Source organism: Actinomadura madurae, assembly GCF_900115095.1.
In the GTDB taxonomy this organism is placed as follows: domain Bacteria; phylum Actinomycetota; class Actinomycetes; order Streptosporangiales; family Streptosporangiaceae; genus Spirillospora; species Spirillospora madurae.
Genome location: NZ_FOVH01000028.1, coordinates 72,411 through 93,463 on the forward strand (window position 1 = coordinate 72,411; position 21,053 = coordinate 93,463).

The 21,053-nt window shown below is 72.1% G+C and carries 22 protein-coding genes; 14 read left to right on the top strand and 8 right to left on the bottom strand.

Features of this window, described 5'->3' with window-relative positions; translation table 11 throughout:
* Nucleotides 1-24: 24 nt before the first annotated feature.
* On the bottom strand, nucleotides 25-588 hold the full coding sequence (locus BM339_RS44630) for a DoxX family membrane protein (protein WP_024933977.1): 564 nt from the start codon (nucleotides 586-588) through the stop codon (nucleotides 25-27).
* Between the two features lie 222 nt (nucleotides 589-810).
* On the opposite strand from BM339_RS44630, the gene BM339_RS44635 reads away from it, so the two are divergent.
* Both BM339_RS44635 and BM339_RS44640 read left to right on the top strand, forming a co-directional pair.
* Entirely contained in the window at nucleotides 811-1,389 is a 579-nt protein-coding gene (locus BM339_RS44635) for an Rv1733c family protein (protein WP_075024772.1), read from the top strand.
* Nucleotides 1,390-1,523: 134 nt separating this feature from the next.
* Nucleotides 1,524-2,213, top strand: a complete 690-nt coding sequence (locus tag BM339_RS44640; RefSeq protein ID WP_021594456.1) for a response regulator transcription factor — start codon at nucleotides 1,524-1,526, stop codon at nucleotides 2,211-2,213.
* A gap of 33 nt (nucleotides 2,214-2,246) precedes the next feature.
* Here BM339_RS44640 and BM339_RS44645 read toward each other — a convergent pair whose 3' ends face one another.
* From BM339_RS44645 to BM339_RS44660, 4 genes are all read right to left on the bottom strand, one after another.
* Nucleotides 2,247-2,903 (bottom strand): hypothetical protein, encoded by a 657-nt coding sequence (locus tag BM339_RS44645; protein ID WP_143118845.1) that lies wholly within the window; start codon nucleotides 2,901-2,903, stop codon nucleotides 2,247-2,249.
* 139 nt (nucleotides 2,904-3,042) lie between these two features.
* Entirely contained in the window at nucleotides 3,043-3,972 is a 930-nt protein-coding gene (locus tag BM339_RS44650) for a Rieske (2Fe-2S) protein (RefSeq protein WP_024936209.1), read from the bottom strand.
* Nucleotides 3,973-4,078: 106 nt separating this feature from the next.
* Nucleotides 4,079-4,951 carry an alpha/beta fold hydrolase gene (locus BM339_RS44655; RefSeq protein ID WP_235206535.1) on the bottom strand — a complete coding sequence of 291 codons (873 nt, stop codon included), beginning with the start codon at nucleotides 4,949-4,951 and terminating at the stop codon, nucleotides 4,079-4,081.
* A gap of 760 nt (nucleotides 4,952-5,711) precedes the next feature.
* Nucleotides 5,712-6,452 carry an SDR family oxidoreductase gene (locus BM339_RS44660; protein ID WP_083598534.1) on the bottom strand — a complete coding sequence of 247 codons (741 nt, stop codon included), beginning with the start codon at nucleotides 6,450-6,452 and terminating at the stop codon, nucleotides 5,712-5,714.
* 58 nt (nucleotides 6,453-6,510) lie between these two features.
* On the opposite strand from BM339_RS44660, the gene BM339_RS44665 reads away from it, so the two are divergent.
* Both BM339_RS44665 and BM339_RS44670 read left to right on the top strand, forming a co-directional pair.
* On the top strand, nucleotides 6,511-7,119 hold the full coding sequence (locus BM339_RS44665; protein WP_075024774.1) for a TetR/AcrR family transcriptional regulator: 609 nt from the start codon (nucleotides 6,511-6,513) through the stop codon (nucleotides 7,117-7,119).
* A complete protein-coding gene (locus BM339_RS44670; RefSeq protein WP_075024775.1) occupies nucleotides 7,119-8,036 on the top strand; it encodes a hypothetical protein in 918 nt (305 codons plus the stop codon). The genes BM339_RS44665 and BM339_RS44670 overlap by 1 nt, the downstream gene beginning before the upstream one ends.
* 6 nt (nucleotides 8,037-8,042) lie before the next feature.
* Here BM339_RS44670 and BM339_RS44675 read toward each other — a convergent pair whose 3' ends face one another.
* On the bottom strand, nucleotides 8,043-8,867 hold the full coding sequence (locus BM339_RS44675; RefSeq protein ID WP_218163928.1) for a class I SAM-dependent methyltransferase: 825 nt from the start codon (nucleotides 8,865-8,867) through the stop codon (nucleotides 8,043-8,045).
* A gap of 35 nt (nucleotides 8,868-8,902) precedes the next feature.
* On the opposite strand from BM339_RS44675, the gene BM339_RS44680 reads away from it, so the two are divergent.
* The 6 genes from BM339_RS44680 to BM339_RS44705 all read left to right on the top strand — a co-directional run bounded on the left by BM339_RS44680 (nucleotide 8,903) and on the right by BM339_RS44705 (nucleotide 15,422).
* Nucleotides 8,903-9,793 carry an AraC family transcriptional regulator gene (locus BM339_RS44680; RefSeq protein WP_075024776.1) on the top strand — a complete coding sequence of 297 codons (891 nt, stop codon included), beginning with the start codon at nucleotides 8,903-8,905 and terminating at the stop codon, nucleotides 9,791-9,793.
* Nucleotides 9,794-9,948: 155 nt separating this feature from the next.
* On the top strand, nucleotides 9,949-10,956 hold the full coding sequence (locus tag BM339_RS44685) for a sulfotransferase domain-containing protein (protein WP_143118846.1): 1,008 nt from the start codon (nucleotides 9,949-9,951) through the stop codon (nucleotides 10,954-10,956).
* Complete coding sequence (locus BM339_RS44690; protein ID WP_075024778.1) at nucleotides 10,956-11,756, top strand: class I SAM-dependent methyltransferase; 801 nt, start codon at nucleotides 10,956-10,958, stop codon at nucleotides 11,754-11,756. Before BM339_RS44685 ends, BM339_RS44690 begins: the two co-directional genes overlap by 1 nt.
* Complete coding sequence (locus tag BM339_RS44695) at nucleotides 11,753-12,952, top strand: MFS transporter (RefSeq protein ID WP_021594468.1); 1,200 nt, start codon at nucleotides 11,753-11,755, stop codon at nucleotides 12,950-12,952. Before BM339_RS44690 ends, BM339_RS44695 begins: the two co-directional genes overlap by 4 nt.
* On the top strand, nucleotides 12,949-14,175 hold the full coding sequence (locus BM339_RS44700; protein WP_024936207.1) for an ATP-grasp domain-containing protein: 1,227 nt from the start codon (nucleotides 12,949-12,951) through the stop codon (nucleotides 14,173-14,175). Before BM339_RS44695 ends, BM339_RS44700 begins: the two co-directional genes overlap by 4 nt.
* Nucleotides 14,172-15,422 carry a lysine N(6)-hydroxylase/L-ornithine N(5)-oxygenase family protein gene (locus BM339_RS44705; RefSeq protein WP_075024779.1) on the top strand — a complete coding sequence of 417 codons (1,251 nt, stop codon included), beginning with the start codon at nucleotides 14,172-14,174 and terminating at the stop codon, nucleotides 15,420-15,422. The genes BM339_RS44700 and BM339_RS44705 overlap by 4 nt, the downstream gene beginning before the upstream one ends.
* On the opposite strand, the gene BM339_RS44710 is transcribed toward BM339_RS44705, so the two are convergent.
* Nucleotides 15,409-16,698, bottom strand: a complete 1,290-nt coding sequence (locus BM339_RS44710) for an ATP-binding protein (RefSeq protein WP_075024780.1) — start codon at nucleotides 16,696-16,698, stop codon at nucleotides 15,409-15,411. The genes BM339_RS44705 and BM339_RS44710 overlap by 14 nt on opposite strands.
* Before the next feature lie 834 nt (nucleotides 16,699-17,532).
* Here BM339_RS44710 and BM339_RS44715 point away from each other — a divergent pair.
* The 4 genes from BM339_RS44715 to BM339_RS44730 all read left to right on the top strand — a co-directional run bounded on the left by BM339_RS44715 (nucleotide 17,533) and on the right by BM339_RS44730 (nucleotide 20,738).
* Nucleotides 17,533-18,006, top strand: a complete 474-nt coding sequence (locus BM339_RS44715; protein ID WP_021594472.1) for a DUF6069 family protein — start codon at nucleotides 17,533-17,535, stop codon at nucleotides 18,004-18,006.
* 227 nt (nucleotides 18,007-18,233) lie between these two features.
* The gene (locus BM339_RS44720) at nucleotides 18,234-18,785 is read left to right on the top strand and encodes a M15 family metallopeptidase (protein ID WP_256255839.1); all 552 of its coding nucleotides are present in this window, start codon (nucleotides 18,234-18,236) and stop codon (nucleotides 18,783-18,785) included.
* A 62-nt stretch (nucleotides 18,786-18,847) separates the two neighbouring features.
* Nucleotides 18,848-19,537 carry a response regulator transcription factor gene (locus tag BM339_RS44725; RefSeq protein WP_021594474.1) on the top strand — a complete coding sequence of 230 codons (690 nt, stop codon included), beginning with the start codon at nucleotides 18,848-18,850 and terminating at the stop codon, nucleotides 19,535-19,537.
* Nucleotides 19,530-20,738 (top strand): sensor histidine kinase, encoded by a 1,209-nt coding sequence (locus tag BM339_RS44730; protein WP_083598538.1) that lies wholly within the window; start codon nucleotides 19,530-19,532, stop codon nucleotides 20,736-20,738. The genes BM339_RS44725 and BM339_RS44730 overlap by 8 nt, the downstream gene beginning before the upstream one ends.
* Here BM339_RS44730 and BM339_RS44735 read toward each other — a convergent pair.
* Nucleotides 20,700-21,014 carry a hypothetical protein gene (locus tag BM339_RS44735; protein ID WP_021594476.1) on the bottom strand — a complete coding sequence of 105 codons (315 nt, stop codon included), beginning with the start codon at nucleotides 21,012-21,014 and terminating at the stop codon, nucleotides 20,700-20,702. The genes BM339_RS44730 and BM339_RS44735 overlap by 39 nt on opposite strands.
* Between the last annotated feature and the right edge of the window lie 39 nt (nucleotides 21,015-21,053).

Here is a 21,053-nt window from a genome sequence, read left to right on the forward strand (position 1 = left end):
GGCGTCCTTTGCGGTCTTTGTCGGCTACTTGAGGATGGGGAGGCGCTTGGCCAGGCGGGTGTTGCCCCACCAGCGGCCCAGCCCCAGGGTGTCGCCCGCGCTGACCAGAGCCAGCCCGACGATCAGGATCGCGTAGATCAGGTGATCGTCCATGAACACGTTGTTCTCCGGAGGCAGCACCGCCGTCCACATCATCACCAGCAGCACCGCGCCCGCGGCGGCGGCGATCCGAATCCCGACGCCCAGGACCAGCGCGGCACCGATCCCGCCCAGCCCGATCATGAACAGCCAGTCCGCCCACGCCGCACCCGCGATGTCGTGGTAGAACCCGGCGAACGGACCCGTCGGGGAGTTCTTCAGGAACCCCTCGGTCGGGCTGCCGCCCTCGATCCACGCCTTGGCGGCCGGAGTCGCGTGCCCCAGCCCGAACAGCTTGTCCAGGAACGCCCACACGAACACCCAGCCCAGCGACAGCCGGGCCAGCGCCCAGACATAGCGGGCCGCGGGCGACTCGGTCAGTGGCTTGGGGGTCACCACCCGCACCAAGGTGTCCCTCCGGACGTGCGTCTTGTGCTCGGAGAGTGCCATCGCCACTCACCTTCCATCCCATCGCTGATCTCTTCACCCCTCACTCAACGCCACCCCGACGCCGGGCCCCAGATCCGTTCGGCCCACGATCATCGAGACGGAGGTCCCCCGTCCTTGCGCCCTATCGAGGCCTTCCGGCCCAGGAGAAAGGACCTTCGGCTCTGCAACCACCCAATCCGGGACTTCTAACGTCGTTTCCGGCGGCAATGGAAGGAACGACGCATGAAACCGGTCAAGGTGCGCGCGCGTGCGGACCGCTGGCGCCGCAGGTTCGGCTTCGACGGCAACGACCTGCGCCGGCACGTGGACCGCCTCCAGTGGAAGGTGGGCCTCTTCCTCCTCGTGCTCTTCCTCAGCGTCTCTCCGCCTCTCTGCGCCCACGTCGTCCAGACCGTCCACGACTCGGGCACGCGCACCGAGAAGGAGGCGGCCGCCACGCGGCACCGGGTCAGCGCCACCGTCGTGAAGATCGAGGAGCTGAAGAACCGGCACCGGGTGACCGTCGCCTGGACCGAACCGGAGGGGACACGGCGGACGGACGACTACACCGCCTGGGGCGCACCCGCCGCGGGCGACCGCCTCACGGTGTGGGTCGGCCCCGGCACCGTGTCGACCTCGCCTCCCCCGGGGCGCGGGTGGACGATCACCCGCACCGTGACGGCGGGCGCGGGAACCCTGCTCGCCGCGGGCCTGCCACCGCTGGGCGTCTACCTGCTGGTCCGGCGGCGGTGCGACCGACTCCGCTACCGGCTCTGGGACGCCGCGTGGACCCGATTCGACAACCACCACATCGGTCCGTGACCCGGTCGCACGGCGATCCGGGCGCCGTGCCTCTTTCAGGACGTTGGTCCCGCGATCTACGGACGTCCGGTCCGGGTCACGGCGGCCCGTCGCGGGTAACGTCCAGGGCATCATCTGCGAGCAGAGGACGTGCGATGACGAGCGGTAAGGAAGAAGGCGCCACGGCCATCCGGGTGTTCCTCCTCGACGATCACGAGGTGGTCAGGCGGGGCGTGGCCGCGCTGCTGTCCGCCGAGGGCGACATCGAGGTCGTCGGCGAGGCGGGCACCGCCGCGGACGCGCTGGCCCGCATCCCCGCCGCCAGGCCGGACGTGGCGGTCCTGGACGTCCGGCTCCCCGACGGCGACGGCGTCACCGTCTGCCGCGAGATCCGCTCCCAGCTGCCCGATTTGGCCTGCCTGATGCTGACCTCGTTCGACGACGAGGACGCCCTGTTCGAAGCCGTGATGGCGGGCGCCGCCGGCTACGTCCTCAAACAGATCCACGGCTCGGACCTGGTCGGCGCCGTCCGAACCGTCGCCACCGGCCAATCCCTGCTCGACCCCCGCAGCACCGCCCGCATGCTCGAACGCCTCCGCAGCCGCCAGGAGAAGAAGGACCCCCTCCAAGGCCTCACCGACCAGGAACGCCACATCCTCGAACTCATCGGCGAAGGCCTGACCAACCGGCAGATCGGCGAACGCCTCTTCCTCGCCGAGAAGACGGTCAAGAACTACATCTCCAGCCTCTTCGCCAAACTCGGCATGAGCCGCCGCACCCAGGCCGCCGCCCTCGCCGCCCAGATCAAGGCCGACTCCGCCCATTCCGCGAAGCGGCGCGAATAGCACGCCCCGGGCCGCCTGTGTCCGGTGATGAGGTCAGATCCAGCCCATGTTGGAGGGCTGGGGGAAGCCCCGGTACCAGATGCCGTAGGCGGTGAGCATCGCGACGGCGGGGGCGAACGCGGGGAGCAGGACCCGGCCGAGACCGTCGCGGGTTCGCCAGCCGTAGACGGTGAAGGCGGCGGCGACGGCGATGCCCATGAAGGCCGTGGTGCCTTCGATGGAGTTGGTGGTCCAGGTGATGGCGACGCCGAGGCTGAGCGGCAGGTAAAGCCGGGTACGCGGCGCGGGCGTGCGGGCGAATGCGGTGGTGAGAGCGGCGAAGACGAGCGCCGTTCCGGCGTACCAGAGGTGATGGCCGACGGTTTCGTCCCAGAGGTGAGCGGTCGGGCCCGGTTGGACGTTGTAGACCGAATTGGCGGAGAGATGGATCCCGTGGCCTTCGGTGTAGGTAATGGCGCCGATGAGGTAGAGGACCCAGGTGCGGGGGCGCGCGTGGGCGACGTGCAGAGCGGCCGCGGCGGTGAGCAGGACGGCGTACGGGGTGAGGATGTCGATCCAGTCCGCCCAGCTGGTGTGGCCGACGCTGCCGAGCGGAGCGAGGGCGAACCCGAGATGGTGGGTGAGGGTATAGAGGGCGACGGTGGCCACGAGCCATCGCTGTGCGTATGGGCGGTCGGGAATGGTGGTCATGCCCAGCAACGTAAACGTCCTGCCCGCACCGGAGGTGAGCGATGGTGAATGCCGCGGCACTGGCAGCCGCAACCGGCCGCGACCGTCACCGCCGCACGCGACGAGCGCGGGGTGGCCGTGACGGTCGGCGGCGAGCCGGTCAGGAGGCCGACATGCGCGTGAGCGCGCGACGGCTCTTCCGATGAGGGTGTTCCTCGACCGTCCGCTCGGGGACGCCCTTCGGCGGGACGCGCACCTCGATGCGGCCGTCCTGGACGCGCGTCTCGTAGCAGGGCTGCTGAGCGCTGGCCGGGCCGCGCACGATGCCGCCGTCGGCGAACCGGAACGTGCTGCCGTGCCACGGACACACCACGCAGCCCTCCTCGAACGTCCCCTCGTCCAGCGGGCCGCCCATGTGACTGCAGGTCGCGGCCAGGGCGTACACCTCCCCGGACATCCGGTGGAGCAGGACCCGCACGCCGCCCACGTCCACCGTGCGGTGCTCGCCGTCGGACAGCTCGGCCTCCGCCAGCGTCGGCGTCCACTCCTCCGGGCCCTGCAGCCATGCGGTGCGGTTGACGTTGACGCCCCTGACGAACGACAGGTGACCGCCGAGGTAGGCGCTCGCCGCCAGGACACCCCACCCCACGAACCCCAGCACCTTGCCCTGCCGGCGCTTCCCGCGGGCACGCGCGACGGCCGACGCCACGTACAGGCCCAGCGCCGCGGAGTTCGACGCGGCGTGGACCAGCCCCACGCGCCGCTCCGGTCCCAGCGTGTCGGACCAGTCGTTCAGCCCGGTGATCGCGGTGGGCAGCGCGGCGACCACGCCGGTCCGCACCAGCAGATCGGCCGCCGGCTCGGCATCGCGTCCCCCGGCGATGTCCAGCAGCGCGGCCATGCTCCACGCGCCGATCGGCACGTCGGTGAGCGTCGGGTGCAGCGGGTGCCCCAGGTTGGTCCCGCTGAGCAGATTGCGGACGAGGCGCGGCCGTACCGCCCGCTGCACCGCCTTGCTCACCGGCTTGGCGGCCCCGTCGAGCGCCTCCGCCCTCTCCAGCCGACGCATCATCTTCTGCGGCATGCTCATCTTGCCTCCCCCAAGGCACGACATCACTAATCCGCTCCTATCCCCCGCACACCTCCGAAAACCCCACTCCCTCAACCCGCACACCCGGTGACCTTGCAGAGCGCGCTCAGGTCAGCAGTTCCAGCAGGTGGCCCAGCGTTTCCTCGGGCGCCTCCTCCGGCAGGAAGTGGCCGCCCCGGACGGGGCCGCCACGCACGTCAGCGGCCCAGACCTTCCAGACGTCGAGCGGTTCGTACCACTGCCCGACCGGGCCGGTGGCGCTCCACAGCACCAAGGTCGGGCACTCGATGCGTCGGCGGCCGCGGTCGGCCTGGTCGTCGGCCACATCCAGGGTGGCGGCGGCGCGGTACTGCTCGCATATCGCGTGGACGGCGTCCGGATCGGCGAAGGTCGCCCGGTAGGCGTCGCGCACTCGGTCGGGGAACACGCCGGGTACCTGGGACCAGGCGTCGAGCATGTGGTCGACCAGCACCTGCGGCGCCGCCGCGATCAGTTCCTCCGGCACCGGGCTCGGCGCGGCCAGGAACGACCAGACCCAGTACCCGAGGCTGAAGTCGGCGTCGGCGCGGGCGTAAGCATCGCCGGTGGGCACGACGTCCAGGACCGCCAGGTGGCTGACCGCGGCCGGGTGGTCCAGTGCCATCCGGTAGGCGCACCGGGCGCCCCGGTCGTGGCCGGCCACCGCGAAGCGGTCGAACCCCAGCGCCGCCATGACCTCGACCTGATCGGTCGCGAGCGCCCGCATCCGGTACGGCCCGTGGTCCGGCGCGCTGGGCGGCCTGCCGCTCGCGCCGTACCCCCGCAGGTCGGTCGCGACCACCGTGAACCGTTCGGCCAGCGCCGGCGCGATGCGGTGCCACATCAGGTGCGTCTCGGGGATGCCGTGGAGCAGCAGTACCGGTGGCCCCGCCCCACCCCGAACACCATGGATCGTCGTCTGCGACGTCGAGATGTCGAATTCGTCGAAACCCTCGAACACCACGGCAACGCTACTCCTGCGGCCCGGAATGCCGCGGCTACAGTGCGCACGTGACGGAACTCGAAAGGCTGCTCGCACTCGTCCCGCCGCCCCGGCCCCGGTGGATTCCGATGCCGACTGGACGCGGGTGGAGGACGCGCTCGGGCTGAGCCTTCCTCGCGATTTCATCGAGATCGCCCGGAGGTACGGGCGCGGCGCGTTCTGCAGCGAGTTCTCCTGCCGCACCCCGGAACAGATGATCGAGGAGAATCCCGGGCGACTAGAAGACCTGCGGCTGATGCTCGGAATCACGGGCGAGGACTGCCCGCATCCTGTCCACCCCGAGCCCGGCGGCCTGGTGCTGTGGGGATCCGACGCGGTCGGCGGGGCGCTCTCATGGCTGACCGAGCCCGCCGACTCCCCCGAACGCTGGAAGAGCGTCCACTGGACGCGCGACGACGAGTTCGAGTACCCCGAAGGCGGGGTGGCCGCCGTACTCACCACTCTCATCGAAGGCGCGCCACCGTACGAGGAGAGACTCCGCGCGCTCCGCGAGAGCCTGGCACCGACCAGCGCACGCGGCGGCTTCCAAGGCGCAGATGGCACCCGGCAGGATCACTTCGCCGCGGCCGACGGCCAGTGGACCTTGACCTACGAGACGGCCTACGAGCACCAGCTCCGGGTCGCCCTTGGCTGCTTGTCGCGACGGCCTGCAACGATGATAGGGCCCGGCAAAATAGGCACGGTAAGCCACATTGGGCCGGCGGCGCGGCATCCGACGTCAGCCCTGGCGGGTGGGGCGGATGGTGAGGTCTCCGATCTCGACGTCTTCGGGCTGGTCGATCGCGAAGGCGATGGCGCGGGCCACCGCCTCGGGGGCGATGCCCAGCGTGGCCATGTTCTGCCGGGCCTGCTCGCGCACGGCCGGGTCGTCGACGGCGTTGTCGATGAGTTCGGTGCGGACATAACCCGGGGAGATCGACGTCGTCCGCAGGACCCCGTCGGTGCTCTCCTGCCGCAGGCCCTCCAGGAGGGTGCGGACCGCGTTCTTCGTCCCGGCGTACACCGCCTGCGTGGGGACGATCTTCAGGCCGGACGTCGAGACGACGGTGACCAGGTGACCGCCGCCCTGGCGCCGAAACACCGGCAGGGCGGCGGCGATGCCGTGCAGAATCCCCTTGAGGTTCACATCGACCATCGCCGACCAGCCCTCGACGTCCAGGTCGGCGAGCGGGCCGATCCGGCTGATCCCGGCGTTGCCCACCAGGACGTCCAGACGGCCGAAGCGCTCGACGGCGGCGGTGACCAGCGCCTGGACGTCTTCGGGCCGGGTGACGTCGACGCGCAGGGCGGCCGCCTCGCCGCCGGCGGCTTCGATCTCGGCGGCCAGCCGGTCCAGCCGGCCGGTGCGGCGGGCGCCCAGGACGACGGCCGCGCCGAGGGAGGCCAGGTGGCGGGCCGTCGCCTCGCCGATTCCGCTGCTGGCGCCGGTGATGGCGACGACCTTGCCGTGGATGGTCACGGGATCCCCCAACTAGAGTGGACACATGTCCGGTTATACCGAGGACCGTAGCGGACACGTGTCCGGTTCTGTCAAGGGCGATGGAGTCCGGCGTGCGGACGCGCAGCGCAACCGCGAGCGGATCCTGCGGGCGGCGCGCGAGCTCGTGCGCGAGCCGGGAGAGCTGAGACTCAACGCCGTCGCGAAGGCCTGCGGCATCGGGCAGGGCACGCTGTACCGGCACTTCCCGACGCGTGAGGACCTCCTCGCCGAGGTGTACCGCCGAGAGGTGGACGAGCTGGTCGCCGCGGCTCCGCAACTGCTGGCGACCCACCCGCCGGTGGACGCCCTGGCGGCGTGGTTCGACCGGGTGGCCGCCTACGCCCGGGTCAAGCGCGACGTCTTCGCCGCAGTCGAGGCGGCGACCGGGCATGACCTCGCCGCCCACAGCCTCGGCCCGATCGGCGAGGCCGTGGAGCTCCTGCTGGCCGCCGGCCGCTCGGCCGGCAGCGTCCGCCCCGACGCCGAAGCGCGCGACGTCATCGTGCTCATCAGCTGGTTGTCGCGGCTGGACGACGCCGAACTCGACGCGCGGGGACCCCGGCTGCTGTCGATCCTCGTCGACGGTCTCCGCGCGCGGCGTCCACCGGCAGCGGGCGACCAGGCCGGTTCTCCCGAAGGACGATGATGGAACGGCCAGGTGCGATCGACCGCCGGACGCTCGCCCATCACATCGCCACCGACGTCGACCGGGCGGCGCCGCTCTTCGCGCGGATACTGCTCGTCCGCGCGATCTGGAACCTCCGCCACCATCGGGGCGACCATTCTCTCTGGGTGGCCAAGGATGTGGCCTCCGACTGCCCGGAAGCGCTCACGGCGGCGGGAGGGACCGCGCGGGAATCGGCCCGCATCTTGGTTCCCGGACACGATGCCGAGCACGACCTCAGCACCGCGGTCGCCGGCGCCGATCGGCTGAGTTCGGCCGTCCGACGTGAAGGCGACGCGTACGCGAGATACCAGCTGGCCACCGACCCGGACATCTCCATCGACAAGAAGCGTGCCGGTGAGCTGGGCGACGAGTGGCAGGACCAGAGGGGCCACGTCCGCGATGCCCTGCGTGAACTGCCTGGTGACCTGGGCAGGGGCGAGACCGGATCACTGCTGCTGGACCGCGCCCTCGACCGCGTCTTCAAGCGTGGCCTGTACTACCAGACCCGCCACTACCTGTTCAGCGGGGAGCCGGAGCGCGTATGGCGCCGCCGGGTCGCCGGCGTCCTGCAGAACGCCGCACGCGTCCGCGGTAGCGCGGCGCCCACCGGCGACCTGGCCGACAGCGTCCGCGATGGGCGCCGGGCATTCGACGGCGCCGCGCCGGACACGTGGGCACGGCAGGCCGCCGGCCGTCTCGAAGAGGTCGCGATCCCGGTATTCACCGAGCGGGAGCCGCTCACGGCCGGCAAGATCACGGCGATCCGGTTGGCGGCGCTGTGCCTGGCCTGCGAAGTGGACGGCGCCCGAACCGCCGACCCGTTCCGCGGCATCGTCACGGGGATCACCCTTTTGGAGCGGGCCGCCGTTGGCCAGGGCCATGGAGGACCGCCATGACCCTCGTCAGGTCTCGGTGCGCGGACGGGTGGCCTGGACGAAGGTGACCCGGCCGAACCTGTGGTCGGCGTGCGCGACCTCCCGGGCGTCGTCGAATCCGGCCTCGGCGAGCAGCGTGACGATACCGTTCGCGTGGTTGCGGGCCACGGCCGGGCTGTTCGCCACCCTGGCGCGCAGGGGGCGCGGCAGGTGCCGGAGGGCATGGGCCGGGCCGTGGCCGTGGGGGGCGTGGTCGGTGCCGGACGAGGGGCCGCCGAAGTCGACGACGGTGACCTTCCCGTTCGGGCGGAGGGCGCGCAGCGCCTCGCGCGCGAACGCCGTGCGGCCGTCGTCGTCGAGGTGGTGCAGGGCCAGCGAGGAGAGCACGTGGTCGAGCGTGGCGTCCTGCGCGGGGAACCGGTCGGCGTATCCCTGCACCAGGGTGAGGGGGACGCCGCGGCGGCGCGCCTTCCGCGCCGCCCTGCGCAGGGCCTGCCCGTCGGGGTCCAGGCCGGTCACCCGCGCGTCCGGCTGGACGGCGAGGACGGAGAGCGACAGGTTGCCGGTACCGCAGCCGACGTCGACCACCGCCTGGGCGGCCTCGATGCCGGCGAGTTCGACCGCACGCTCGTGGAGTGCGCGGACGCCGCCCAGCCGGCTGAAGGCGTCGTAGAACGGCAGAAGCCAGGTCTTGCCCGCGCCCGGCAGGAAGGCCCGGTCCCGCTCCTGCGGGGTTCGCTGGTCCAGGATGCGTACTTGAGCGGAAGCTCCCATGAGTGCCCTCTCGCCGTTGTCGGTGTCGGGTCCGCCGCGCGGCGGACCCGGGGTCGTCACCTCTTCAGTCTTGGACATTCCGCGGTCTCCGAGCAGCACATAACGTGGACGCCATGGGACATCCTTTAGGCGATGGGACGCCGGTGTACCGCTACCGGCGGCGTCCCGGCCTGCCCGCCGTGTCGGTGATGCGCTTCAACACCGAGACCGCCCACGCCGATCTCCCTCCCGGCCACCGGCACGCCCACGACTTCCTCGTCCTGGTCTACATCGAGGAAGGCGCGGGTTTGGTCACCGTCGACGGCACCGAACGGCCGCTGCGCGCCGGCCAGGTCCACGCCGTGGCACCCGGGCAGGTCATCGGCATCACGACCGTGGCCGAACTCTCCCGCGGCCGCGCCTGGGCGGTCGCGTTCACGGCGGACGCCGTCCCCGCCCTGGCCTCGGTGTCCCCGCTGACCTGGACCCATCACCCCCTCCTCGCGCTGTTCGCTCCCGGCGCCGGGCACGCCCGCGTGGCCGAGCCCGACCGGGCGGCCTGGTCGGCGTGGCTGGCCGACCTCGACGGGGAGCTCGCCGACCCGGGACGCCTCGGCGCCCGCGAGGCCGCCGCCGCCGCGCTCACCCGGCTCCTGGTCGCCGCCGCCCGGCTGGCGCCCGCCGCTCCCGGCTCCCCCGACCCGCTCGTCGAGCGGGTCTTCACCGAGATCGAGGCGAGGTTCCGCGAAGCGGTCTCCGCCGCCGACATCGCCCGTTCCCTCGGCTACACCCCCGGATACCTCACCACCGTGCTGCGCAGGCGCACCGGCCGCCCGCTGCTCGACTGGATCACCGAACGGCGCATGATCGAAGTCCGGCGGCTGCTGCGCCGCACCGACCTCCCGCTCGACGCCGTCGCCGCCCGGACCGGGCTGGGCGACGCCACCTACCTCGTCCGCCGCTTCCGCAACCGCTACGGCGTCACCCCGCAGCGGTGGCGCCACGCCGAACGCCGAGGACCATGACGGCGGCCGCCGGACCGGACCGCTCGTCCGGCCGGATCTGACGCCCCGGCCCCGCCGGGAATGTCCGGCTAGTGGCCGGGGGCTTGCCTGGTGCGGTCCTGGCCCTTGCTGGAGGCTCGGAGCCCAGCCAGCAGTGATCGCCGAGGGGGCCGGGCATGCCGCCTGTGACGTCGGAGACCGTCCGGGACGAGACCGATCGCGCCGAGCGCGTGATCGTCGTTTCGATCATGAAGTCCGGGACGCATCTCATCCAGGAGCTGATGGTCGCCCTCGGGTACGGCGTCTACGGCCAGTCGCGCGTCACGCCGGACATCCGGCCGGTCCTGGACGACGACACCCGCCGGCGCCTGATCCGCGCGGTGCACGAGCCGGCGGACGCCGAGAGGCTCGCATCGGCGGGCGGGCAGACGTTCCGCGAGGCGTCGGACGAGGCCTGGAGCGCGCTGGCGTGGTCGTGGCAGGCGAAGTTCGGGATGCCGCTGGAGAACCGCTACGGCCGCGAGATCGTCAACGGCCCCCTGGTCGAGCAGGCCCTGCACCGCACGGCCGGCTCCGACTTCGCCGAGACTCCGGCGAACGTGGCCTGGATCCTCACCGAGTTCGACGTCCCGAAGATCGACGGCCATTTCCTGCGCGAATGGTCGGAGACCGGGAGACCGCGCATCATCTTCAACTACCGCGATCCGCGCGACGTGCTGCTCTCGGCGGTCAACTTCCTCGCCGGCCGCACGAAGAACGGGTACGGCAATTTCGCCGAGTTCAAGGTCTTCAACAGGATCCTCCGGGCCCTTCCGACACTCGGCGACCGGCTCCTGTACGCGATGACCGATCCGTCGTTCCCCGGCCATGACGCGTACGAGAAGGCGCTCTGGCTGCTGCACCATCCCGACGTCTGCAAGGTCTCCTTCGAAGAGCTGGTCGGCCCGCAGGGCGGCGGTTCGGCCGAGGCGCAGCGGGAGGCGGTCGGCCGGGTGCTGCGATTCCTCGGAGTGGACGACACTCCCGAGAACATCGCACCGCACCTGTTCAAACCCGACGCCTTCTCCTTCTACAAAGGACAGATCGGTTCGTGGCGGGACGCGTTCACGCCCGAGCACGAGAAGCTCTTCGCCGACCGCTACGGCGAGATGCTCTCCGCCTACGGCTATCTGGACGCCGTGTGATGGAGGTCGTCGATTCAGAGCGGGTCCGCGCCTGCTTCGACGGCGGGCGGCCGGACATCGCCGCGCTGTGGGAGCTGTGCGTCCTTTTCGAGTGGCCCGACCGGGCCGCGGCGGTGGACGGGATCGCCGCCTGGCTGGGGCCGGCGGACGGGCTGAGCGTCCTGGACCTGGCCTGCGGCACCGGCTTCCCCGCCATCGAGCTCGCCGCCCGCGGATACGACATGACCTGCTCCGACGGCAGCGACCTCATGCTGGAGCACTTCCGCGCCAACGCCGCACGAGCGGGCGCCGATCTGGACGCCGCCCAGGTCCTGTGGCACGACCTGGGCGAGTTCTACGGGCGGACGTTCGACGTCGTCATGTGCCGCGGCGGAGGTTCGTACCTGTACGCGGGCACCTGGGACAAGGACGCCGAGCCCGACCCCGCCGCGCTGAGCGAGGCGATCGGGCAGTTCGCCGCGATGGTGCGTCCCGGCGGGCGGCTCTACCTCGACATCATGCACGCCGACGACCTGGCGCGGCGGGAGCCCGCGCGCACCGAGCACCCGCCGGTGTCGATCGGCGGGCGGGTGGTGCGGCTCAGCGAGACCACCGTCAACCACGTCGAGAGCGGGACACGGACCTGGCGCAGCACCCTCGTGGTCGACGGGTCGGCGTACGAGTTCGAACGCCGCTCCCACCACATGGACCACCCGGCCCTGGTCGAGATGCTCACCGGCGCGGGCCTCACCGACGTCCGGCCCGAGGCGATCCCGGGCGAGCACTACCAGGTGTTCACCGCGAGGCGCCCCGAGCTGTGAACGGCGTGCGGCAGAAGGTGCCCCGGCCCGCGGTGTTCCTGTCGGGCGGCATCTTCGCGCTCAGCATCTGCTCGTTCGCGATCGTCCCCCTGCTGGCGCTGTACCTGTCGAGGGAGCTGCACACTCCGGCCGGACGGATCGGCATCGTGCTGTCGGTGCTGGCGGTCTCGAACCAGGGGCTGCAGGTGTTCGTGGGCATCGCGGCCGACCGGTTCGGCACCCGGACGATCCTCGGTGTGGGGATCCTGTGCGCGTCCGCCGGGTATCTCGGGTTCGCGGCGCGGCCGGTCTTCTGGGCCCAGCTCGCGTGCGCGTTCGCGCTGGGCATCGGCAGGGCGACGCTGTCGCTCGGCGGGAAGGTGCTGCTGACCCAGGAGGCCGGTGCCGCGCAGGCGTCCGCGCTCACCCTGCGCAGCGTCGCGGTCAACGCGGGCGCGGCGCTCGGGCCGCTCGTCGGCGGGCTGCTCCTGACGCGCTTCACCGTGGCGCTGGTCGGCGCGGTGGCGGTGCACGCGCTGTTCTGGCTGGCCCTGGTCCGCCTGGTGCCGCCGCGCCCCCAGGGCTCCGCGCCCCCGGACCGGCCGCCGCTGCGCGCCCGGTTCGCCGTCCTGCTCACCAACCGCCCGCTCGTCGGGCTGACCGCGGCGAGCGTCGGCTTCTGGTTCCTGTACGCGCAGCTGACGTTCACCTTCCCGCTCTACGCCGACGACCGGTTCCACCTCGGCGGACGGGTCGGCCTGCTGTTCGCGGTCAACGCGGCCCTGGCGGTCGCGCTGCAGTACGCCGTGGTCGGCACGCTGACGCGGCGCACGGACGGATGGTCGGCGACCTGCCTCGGCTGCGCCGTCGGCGGGCTCGCGTTCGCCGTGCTCGCGACGGTCCCGGCGGGCTGGTCCCTGCTCGCCTTCGTCGTGCTGTTCAGCCTGGCCGAGCTCATGGTCGTGCCGATCCTCGACATCGTCACCGCGAAGATCACGCCGGACGGGGCGGCGGGCGGCACGTTCGGGTTCGCCTCCCTCGGCTGGGCGGCCGGGGGCCTGCTCGGCAGCGCGCTCGGCGGCGTCGCCTACCAGGCGGCGCGGGACGCCGGACGGTTCGAGGTGTTCTGGGCGTTCAACGGGCTCGTCGGGTTCTGCGCGGCGGCGGGCTTCCTCGGTCTGCGCATGCGATTCGGACGGGCGGTGGCACGAGCGTGAAACCGGTGTTGATCGTGGTCGGCGGCGGCCGCAGCGAGTACCGCGGCTACATCCTGGAGCGGATCTCCCGGAAGTACGCGCTGGTGCTGCTCTCTCCGCAGCCGCCGACGTGGGAGCGGCCGTACGTCATCGACCATCTGCCCATCGGGGCGGGCGAGGACGACGAGATCCTGGCGGCCGCGGCCGAGGCCGCCCGCCGGTATCCGGTGGGGGGCGTCGTCACCTACCACGAGGCGTGCGTGGAGCTGGTGGCGAGGATCGGCGCCGCGCTCGACCTCCCGCAGTGCCCGCCCGAGGCGGCGGCCCGCTGCCGGGACAAGCACGCGGCGCGGGAGGCGATGCGGGCCGCCGGCGTCCCGGTCGCCCGCGGCGTCCTCGCCGCCTCGGCGGACGAGGCGAAGCGGGCCGCCGACGAGATCGGCTACCCGGTCGTCGTCAAGCCCCGGGCGCTCACCGCCGGGTTCGGCGTCTCCCTCGTCACCGGCCCGGCCGAGCTGGAGGCCGCGGTGCGCACCGCGGAGGCGAACGCCTTCCCGGAGCCGTGGCGCTTCCGTCCGGGGATCCTGGTCGAGGAGTACCTCGACGGACCGGAGATCAGCGTCGACTGCGCCGTGCGCGAGGAGCGCCCCGAACCGGTGATCTTCGCCAGGAAGCTGCTCGGGCACGCGCCGTACTTCGAGGAGATCGGGCACATCACGGCGCCGGCCGAGGCGGTGGCACCGGATCCCGGGCGCGTCCGCGACGTCGTCGTCGCCGCGCACCGGGCGCTCGGCATCCGTTCGACCGTCACCCACACCGAGGTGCGGCTCACCGCGTCCGGCCCGAAGGTCGTCGAGGTGAACGGCCGGCTCGGCGGCGACGTCATCCCGCTGGTCGCGCAGGTCGCCTCCGGGCTGGACCTGCCGGCGGCCTCGGCGGACATCGCGGCCGGCGCCGAACCCGATCTGTCCGCGCCGCGGGACGGCGTCGCGGGGATCCGGTTCTTCTATCCCGACTCCGCCGGGCGGGTGACCGGGCGCGGAATGACCGCCCGCCCGGCGGGCCTGCACCAGGTGACCTGGCTCGTCGGCGCGGGCGACGAGCTGCGCCCCGAGGCCGGGCGGCTGCACTTCGCGCGGGCCGGCTACGCGATCGTCACCGCGGACGACGTCGACCAGTGCGCGGCCCGGCTGGAGGCCGCCGACCGCGCGCGCTACCTGCACGTGGAAGGGGCCTCCGAGTGAACCGGTGGGACGTCGAGGTGCTGGCGATCGGGGCGGGACCGTCCAACCTGGCCCTCGCCGTCGCGCTCGAAGAACTCGCACCGGATCTGGCGGCGCGGACGCTCCTCGTCGAGCGGCACGACTCGGTGGTGTGGCAGCGCGGGATGCTGCTGCCGTGGGCCCGCAGCCAGGTGTCGTTCCTCAAGGACCTGGTGACCCTGCGCAACCCGCGCAGCGAGTTCACCTTCCTCAACTATCTGCACGCGGTCGGCCGCCTGGACCAGTTCGTCAACCTCGGCACGTTCCAGCCGTACCGGACGGAGGTGTCCGACTACCTCCGCTGGGTCGCCGGATCCCTCGCGGAGGTGCGCATCGAGTACGGGCGCCGGGTCGTCGCCGTCGAGCCGGTGTGGGACGACGGCTCTCTCGACGGCTGGTGCGCCAGGTTCGCGGACGGGCCGGACGTCACGTGCCGGCATCTGGTCGTCGGCGTGGGCCGCGAGCCCCGCGTCCCGGACGTGTTCCGCTCACTGCCCGGCGGACGCGTCGTCCACAGCAGCCGATTCCAGGAGCGCGTCGACCGTCTCGATCCGGACGCGGCGCACCGGTTCGCCGTGGTCGGCGGCGCGCAGAGCGCCGCGGAGATGCTCTGGGAGACCTACCGCCGCTTCCCGCGCGCGGAGTGCGTGATGGTGACCAGGTCGATCGGCCTGAAGACCTACGAGCACAGCCGGTTCGCGAACGAGCTGTACTACCCGTCCTTCACCGGCGACTTCCACGCCGGCGCGCCCGGCTTCCGCGCGCGGACGCTCGCCGAGATGCGCGGCACCAACTACGGCGCGCTCGACCCGGACCTGCTGGACGCGCTCTACGACGAGCTCTACCGGCTGCGCCTCACCGGTTCGAACCGGATGCGGATCCTCCCGATGACCGACGTCGTCCGGGCCGGGACGGACGGCACCGGCGCGCTGCTGACCCTCGCGGACCGGCGCACGGGCGACGAGAACGACCTGCCCTGCGATCTGGTTCTGCTCGGCACCGGCTTCCGCGGGGAGATGCCGCCGCTCGTCCGCCGGATGGCCGAGGCCGTGTCGGGCGGGCCGGTCGCCGTGGACCGGTACTACCGGATGGCGCTGCCCCCGTCCGCGACGGCGACCTGCCACCTCCAGGGAGTCAACGAGGCCACCCACGGCATCGCCGACTCCCTGCTCAGCGTCCTCGGCGTCCGGGCCGAGGAGATCGTCACCGATCTCCTCAAGGCGCGCTGATCCCCTGGGCGGTCCGGCGGGCGTGCTCGCGCACCAGGGTGTGGAAGCGGAAGCGGTCGGGCGTGGGCTCCTGGAGGAGATGGGCGTCCAGCAGCCGGTCCAGAAGCCACCTCGTCCGCGCCACCGGCGTCTCCAGCATGGCCGCGGCGGCGTGCACTCCGAAGTCGGTGGTGAGGTGCGCGCCCAGCGACCGGTAGGCGGACCGCTGGTCGGCCGGAAGCCGCCGGTACGACAGGTCGAGGGCCGCGGCGACGCTCTGCGGCCCGGCCCGCAACTCCCCCGGCCGGTCGTCGTTCAACCGGTCCAGCAGGTCACGCACGGTCCACGCGGGGTGCGTGCGGAGCCGGACGGCGGCGATGCGGACGGCGAGCGGGAGCAGCCCGCACCGTTCCACGATGTCCGTCAGCACCGCCGCCGGGGCGTCCTTCACGCGCGCCGGCCCGGCGGTGCGGGTGAACAGGGCGACCGCCTCGTCCGCCGCCGGCACGTCCAGCGGGACGGTCCGGACGCCGTCCAGGCCGATCAGGCGGCGCCGGCTGGTGACGATCAGCCGGCAGCCGGCCCCCGCCGGAAGCAGCGGGCGGACCTGCTCCTCCCCGGCGGCGTCGTCCAGGACGATCAGGACCCTGCGGCCGGCCAGGACGCTGCGGTACAGCGCGGCGCGGTCGTCGAGATGCTCCGGTACACGCCCGCCGGTGACGCCGAGGGAGCCGAGCAGGCGGGTGAGGGCGGCGCCCGGTTCGACCGGTTCGGTCTCCCGGCGATGGCCGTGCAGGTCCAGGTACAGCTGCCCGTCAGGGAACCGGGGCATGAGCCGGTGGGCGGCGTGAACGGCGAGCGCCGTCTTGCCGACTCCGGGCATCCCCTCGATCGAGACCATGGACGGCATGCCGGCATCGTCGTCCCGTTCCAGAGCGAGCAACTCCTGTGCTCGTCCCTCGCAGACGTCCACCCTGGCGGGGAGTTGGCGCGGGATCACCGTTTCACCCCCCGCCGGGGAGCCGACCGGGCCTCGAACACCGGCGACCAGGATCGCCCGCTCCTCGCTGTTCAGGCGCAGCGCCTCCGCCAGGAGCAAGATCGACGTGGGCCGGGGCTTCTGCAGTTCCCGGCTCTCCAGCCTGCGGATCGTCCGGACGTTGAGGCCGGTGCGTTCGGCCAGCTGCTCCTGCGTCAGCAGCGCCCTCTCCCGCCACCAGCGCACGAGCACGCCGACGGGCGGCTCGTCGCCCGGGGCCCAGAGGGCGGCGATCGAAGCTCGTTCGACACTGCTCAACGACTCGCACTCCTCAGACTCGCCGCGGTCCCGTGCCCGGTCGCCGTCCGCTCCGCGCCCGGTCCCCGCCAGAAATATCGTCACGGCCATCAGACATGCGTCCGGCCTGTTCAGCCCACGGTCGGACGAAATCGGACGGAATCGGACCCTCTGCGGCACATGCCCGCCGCACAGCGGCTCAGCGGTACCCGCACAGACCACAGTCGAGGACCGCCTTGTCCTGGGCGTCCCACCGGTCGCCGCCGGGCCACGACGGCAGGGCGTCCGTCACCGGTAGCGCCGCCGTCCGAGACGACCCCGGGCACGCCGCCGCCGTCGAACCAGACACCCCCGGACATCCACCGGACGCCCGCCAACCGAAGCCCAAGTCGTACCGTCCCAGATCTCCCTCGCCTCAACGGTCCGCTTCATCCGCGCCAACTGGGCCGACCGGTGAGCCCGATCCCCGTGCGCGACGTTCCTAGCCTGGGCCGGACCAGACGAGGCGACGAGCGACGTACACCCCGGAGCCACTCGTACGTCCTGCTGCTGTGCACCGTGCTGTGGCGGCTGGACCCGGTACTCGTCTCCGTCTGCGCGATCGGCTTGGTGACGGCGATCGGCGCCCCGCTGTGGACCCGCCTGGTGCCCGACCTGGCCATCCGCGTCGACCGCTGGGTCCCGGCCGACCGGCACACCGCGTGGGCCACCGGCGCGTCAAGGCTTACCTACGGTAACAGTCCACCTCGAAATGGCTGGTCAGAGGCGATTTCAAGGAATTTCGCCGGAGAGCGATGAGTATTGCGCGGGGCCGCGGTCTCAATTGTCGACTCACTTACCCGAAGGAGAGCGACCATGACCGTCCAGCAGAGCATCGCCCCCGCCACCTCCCAGCGCCGCGCCGCGGCCCCGGCCGTGAACGGCACCACCGCCACCCGCGATGTCCCGCTGTGGCGTACCGGCGTGCTCGCCTGCATCGCCGCCGCCGTGGCCACCACGATCGTCGCCGCCGTCGCGAGATCGGCGGGCGTGCCCGTGGAGATCGACGGCGAACCAATTCCGGTGCTGGGCTTCACCCAGTTGACGTTGCTGTTCAGCGCGATCGGCGTGGGGCTGGCCTACCTGCTGCGCCGCCGGGCCGCCTCGCCCAAGCGCGCCTTCCTGACGGTCACCGTCGCCCTCACCGCCCTGTCGATCGTCCCGGACCTGCTCGTCTCGGCGACGATGGACACCCGGTTCACCCTGATCGCCACCCACCTCGTCGCCGCGGCGATCGTCGTCCCGCTGGTCGCCGGCCGCCTGCCCGCCCGCTCCCGCCGCGCGTCCTGAACGGGCACCGCCGCAGCCCAGGCCCATCACCCCCTGACCGCACCGAGCATCCGCCGACGCCGGCACCCGCATTCACGGGTGCCGGCGTTCGCTTCGGCGCCACCACGGTCGACGTATCGCTGGCGTATCGAAAACCGCATACGGCGCCGCAACGGCCTCCCGCTTTCAGTTGAGGCATGGACCACAGCGGATCACCGTCAGCACCGGCCCGCCGTAGGCGCAGGTTCGTGCCAGACAGTCCGGCGTTGCTGGCGGCCGTCACGCGGCTCGCCGGGGTGCTGCTGGTGCCGGTCGCCTTCTGCCGCGCACCGGGCCGCGCCCGCTTCCTGGCCTGCCAATGGGCGCTCTGCCTGCGCTTCCCCGCCGAGGATCTCCACGGGCTGGCACCGGAGACGCTCGCGGCGTTCACGCACGCGCGGGCCGAGGCGTTCTGGCGCGACGGGCAGTTGATCGGGCTCACCTCGGGCCATCGCGACGCGGCGGAACAGCGCCGGATCTTCGCCGCCGAGGTGCGGCGCACCGGGTCGGTGTCCGCGGCGCGGCGCCGGGTGCTGCCACCGGAAGAGTCCGGCCACGTGCGAGGGCTCGCGCTCGACGTCCGGCCGACCGAGGGCGCGCAGTGGCTGGAACGGCACGGTGGGCGTTACGGGCTCTACCGCGTCTATGAGAATGAGTGGTGGCACTTCGAGTACCGCACCGTTGAGCCCGTCCGGGTGCCGCATCCGGGGTGCGCGGCGTCGTTGTCCGGGCGCACGCACGGGCCGCGGGTGCGGCCGTGAACGGTGCTCCGGTCGCCCCGTTGCATATGTCGGCGATATGCCGGGTTGCCTAGGCTTTCGGCATGCGTGTGCTGATCGTGGAGGACGAACCGTACCTGGCCGAAGCCGTCCGGGACGGACTGCGGCTGGAGGCGATCGCCGCCGACATCGCGGGCGACGGCGACTCCGCGCTCGAACTGCTCGGCGTCAACTCCTACGACCTGGCGGTCCTGGATCGCGACATCCCCGGCCCGTCCGGCGACGAGATCGCCCGGCGGATCGTAGCCTCCGGCAGCGGCATGCCGATCCTCATGCTCACCGCCGCCGACCGGATCGACGACAAGGCCTCGGGGTTCGAGCTGGGCGCCGACGACTACCTCACCAAGCCGTTCGAGCTCCGGGAGCTGGTGCTGCGGCTGCGCGCACTGGACCGCAGGCGGGGCCACGCCCGGCCCCCGGTCAGGGAGATCGCGGGCCTGCGGCTGGACCCGTTCCGGCGCGAGGTCTTCCGCGACGGCCGCTACGTCGCCCTAACCCGCAAGCAGTTCGCCGTGCTCGAAGTCCTCGTCGCGGCCGACGGCGGCGTCGTCAGCGCCGAGGAGCTGCTGGAGCGGGCCTGGGACGAGAACGCCGACCCCTTCACCAACGCCGTCCGCATCACCGTCTCCGCCCTGCGCAAACGGCTCGGCCGGCCCTGGCTGATCGCCACGGTGCCCGGCGTCGGCTACCGCATCGACACCGGCCCCGCCGACCCCGGCGATACCCATGGATAGGCAACCAGGGCTCAGCACCCGACTGAAACTCACCCTCAGCTACGCCGGATTCCTCATGCTCGCCGGCGCCCTGCTCCTTGCCGTGGTCTGGGTGTTCCTCCTGCGCTACGTGCCGCCCGACACCACGTTCCCGACCGGGCCGCGGGACGAATGGTCCGGCGGGCCGCACCCGCCGTTCATCCCCAACCGCACCGACCTCCAGCGGGCCTTCGTCCCCCGCGCGACCACGGCCATGGCGTTCCTGCTGGTGTTCGGCCTGCTGGGAGGATGGCTCCTCGCCGGACGGATGCTCGCGCCGCTCACACGGATCACCGACGCGGCACGGATGGCCGCCAACGGATCGCTGTCCCACCGGATCCGGCTGGAAGGCCCCAAGGACGAGTTCCGCGAACTCGCCGACGTGTTCGACACCATGCTCCAGCAGCTCGAATCCCACATCACCGAGCAGCGGAGGTTCGCCGCCAACGCCTCCCACGAACTGCGGACGCCGCTGGCCATCTCGCAGACGCTCCTGGAGGTCGCGCGCAACGAGTCCACGGGAGACCACGGGGAACTCATCGAACGCCTTCGCGCCGTCAACACGCGGGCGATCGACCTCACCGAGGCGCTCCTGCTGCTCAGCCGCGCCGACCGCGGCGGCTTCGCCCGCGGGCCCGTCGACCTGTCCCTCCTCGCCGAGGAGGCCGCCGAGACGCTGCTTCCCCTCGCCGAACAGCGCACGATCGCCCTCGACGTCACCGGTGAGCCGGCGCGGACCGTCGGCTCGGCGGCGCTCCTCCTGCGGATGGTGACCAACCTCGTCCAGAACGCCATCGTCCACAACCTCCCCGCCGGCGGCACCGTCAAGGTCCGCACCGAGACGTGGCCGGACGCGAGCGTGCTGCGGGTCGAGAACACCGGCCATCCCGTCCCGCAGGAACTCCTGCCGACCCTCACCGAGCCCTTCCAGCGCGGGACGCAACGCGTGCGCACCGACGAACACGCCGGCGTCGGCCTCGGGCTGGCCATCGTGAACAGCATCGTCCAGGCACACGCCGGAAGGCTCGACCTCGCACCCCGCCCCACCGGCGGACTCCGAGTAACGATCCGGCTCCCCCACGGACCAGGATCGAATTCCGTGGTCGTACCGGGCGTTCAGGCCTTCGGGGACATCCCTCGTGCGTCACATGGTCTCAAGGGCGGCCATCATGAGGAGGACTGAGAACGTGCACCCGCCGAACAGAAGGACTCCCGAGGTCACGAGCGCGAGCCCCGCCGAGGTCAGCCGCCGCAATATCAGGTAGGCCACCACGGCGCCCAGGAAAGCGAGCACGGGGAGATAGGGGATGAAGAGGCTGGTGGCGGCGACGAGGAGCGCGCTGCCCAGAGGAACCCCCACCTTGCTCGCCCCTTGCAGGTCACGACGCGTGACCACGGCGGCGACGCCCCCGGCGAACACAGCACATGCCGCGATCATCAGGATGATGAAGTAGTCCACGAACAGCCTCCGTATCGGGCGGGATCGTTGAGAGCGTTG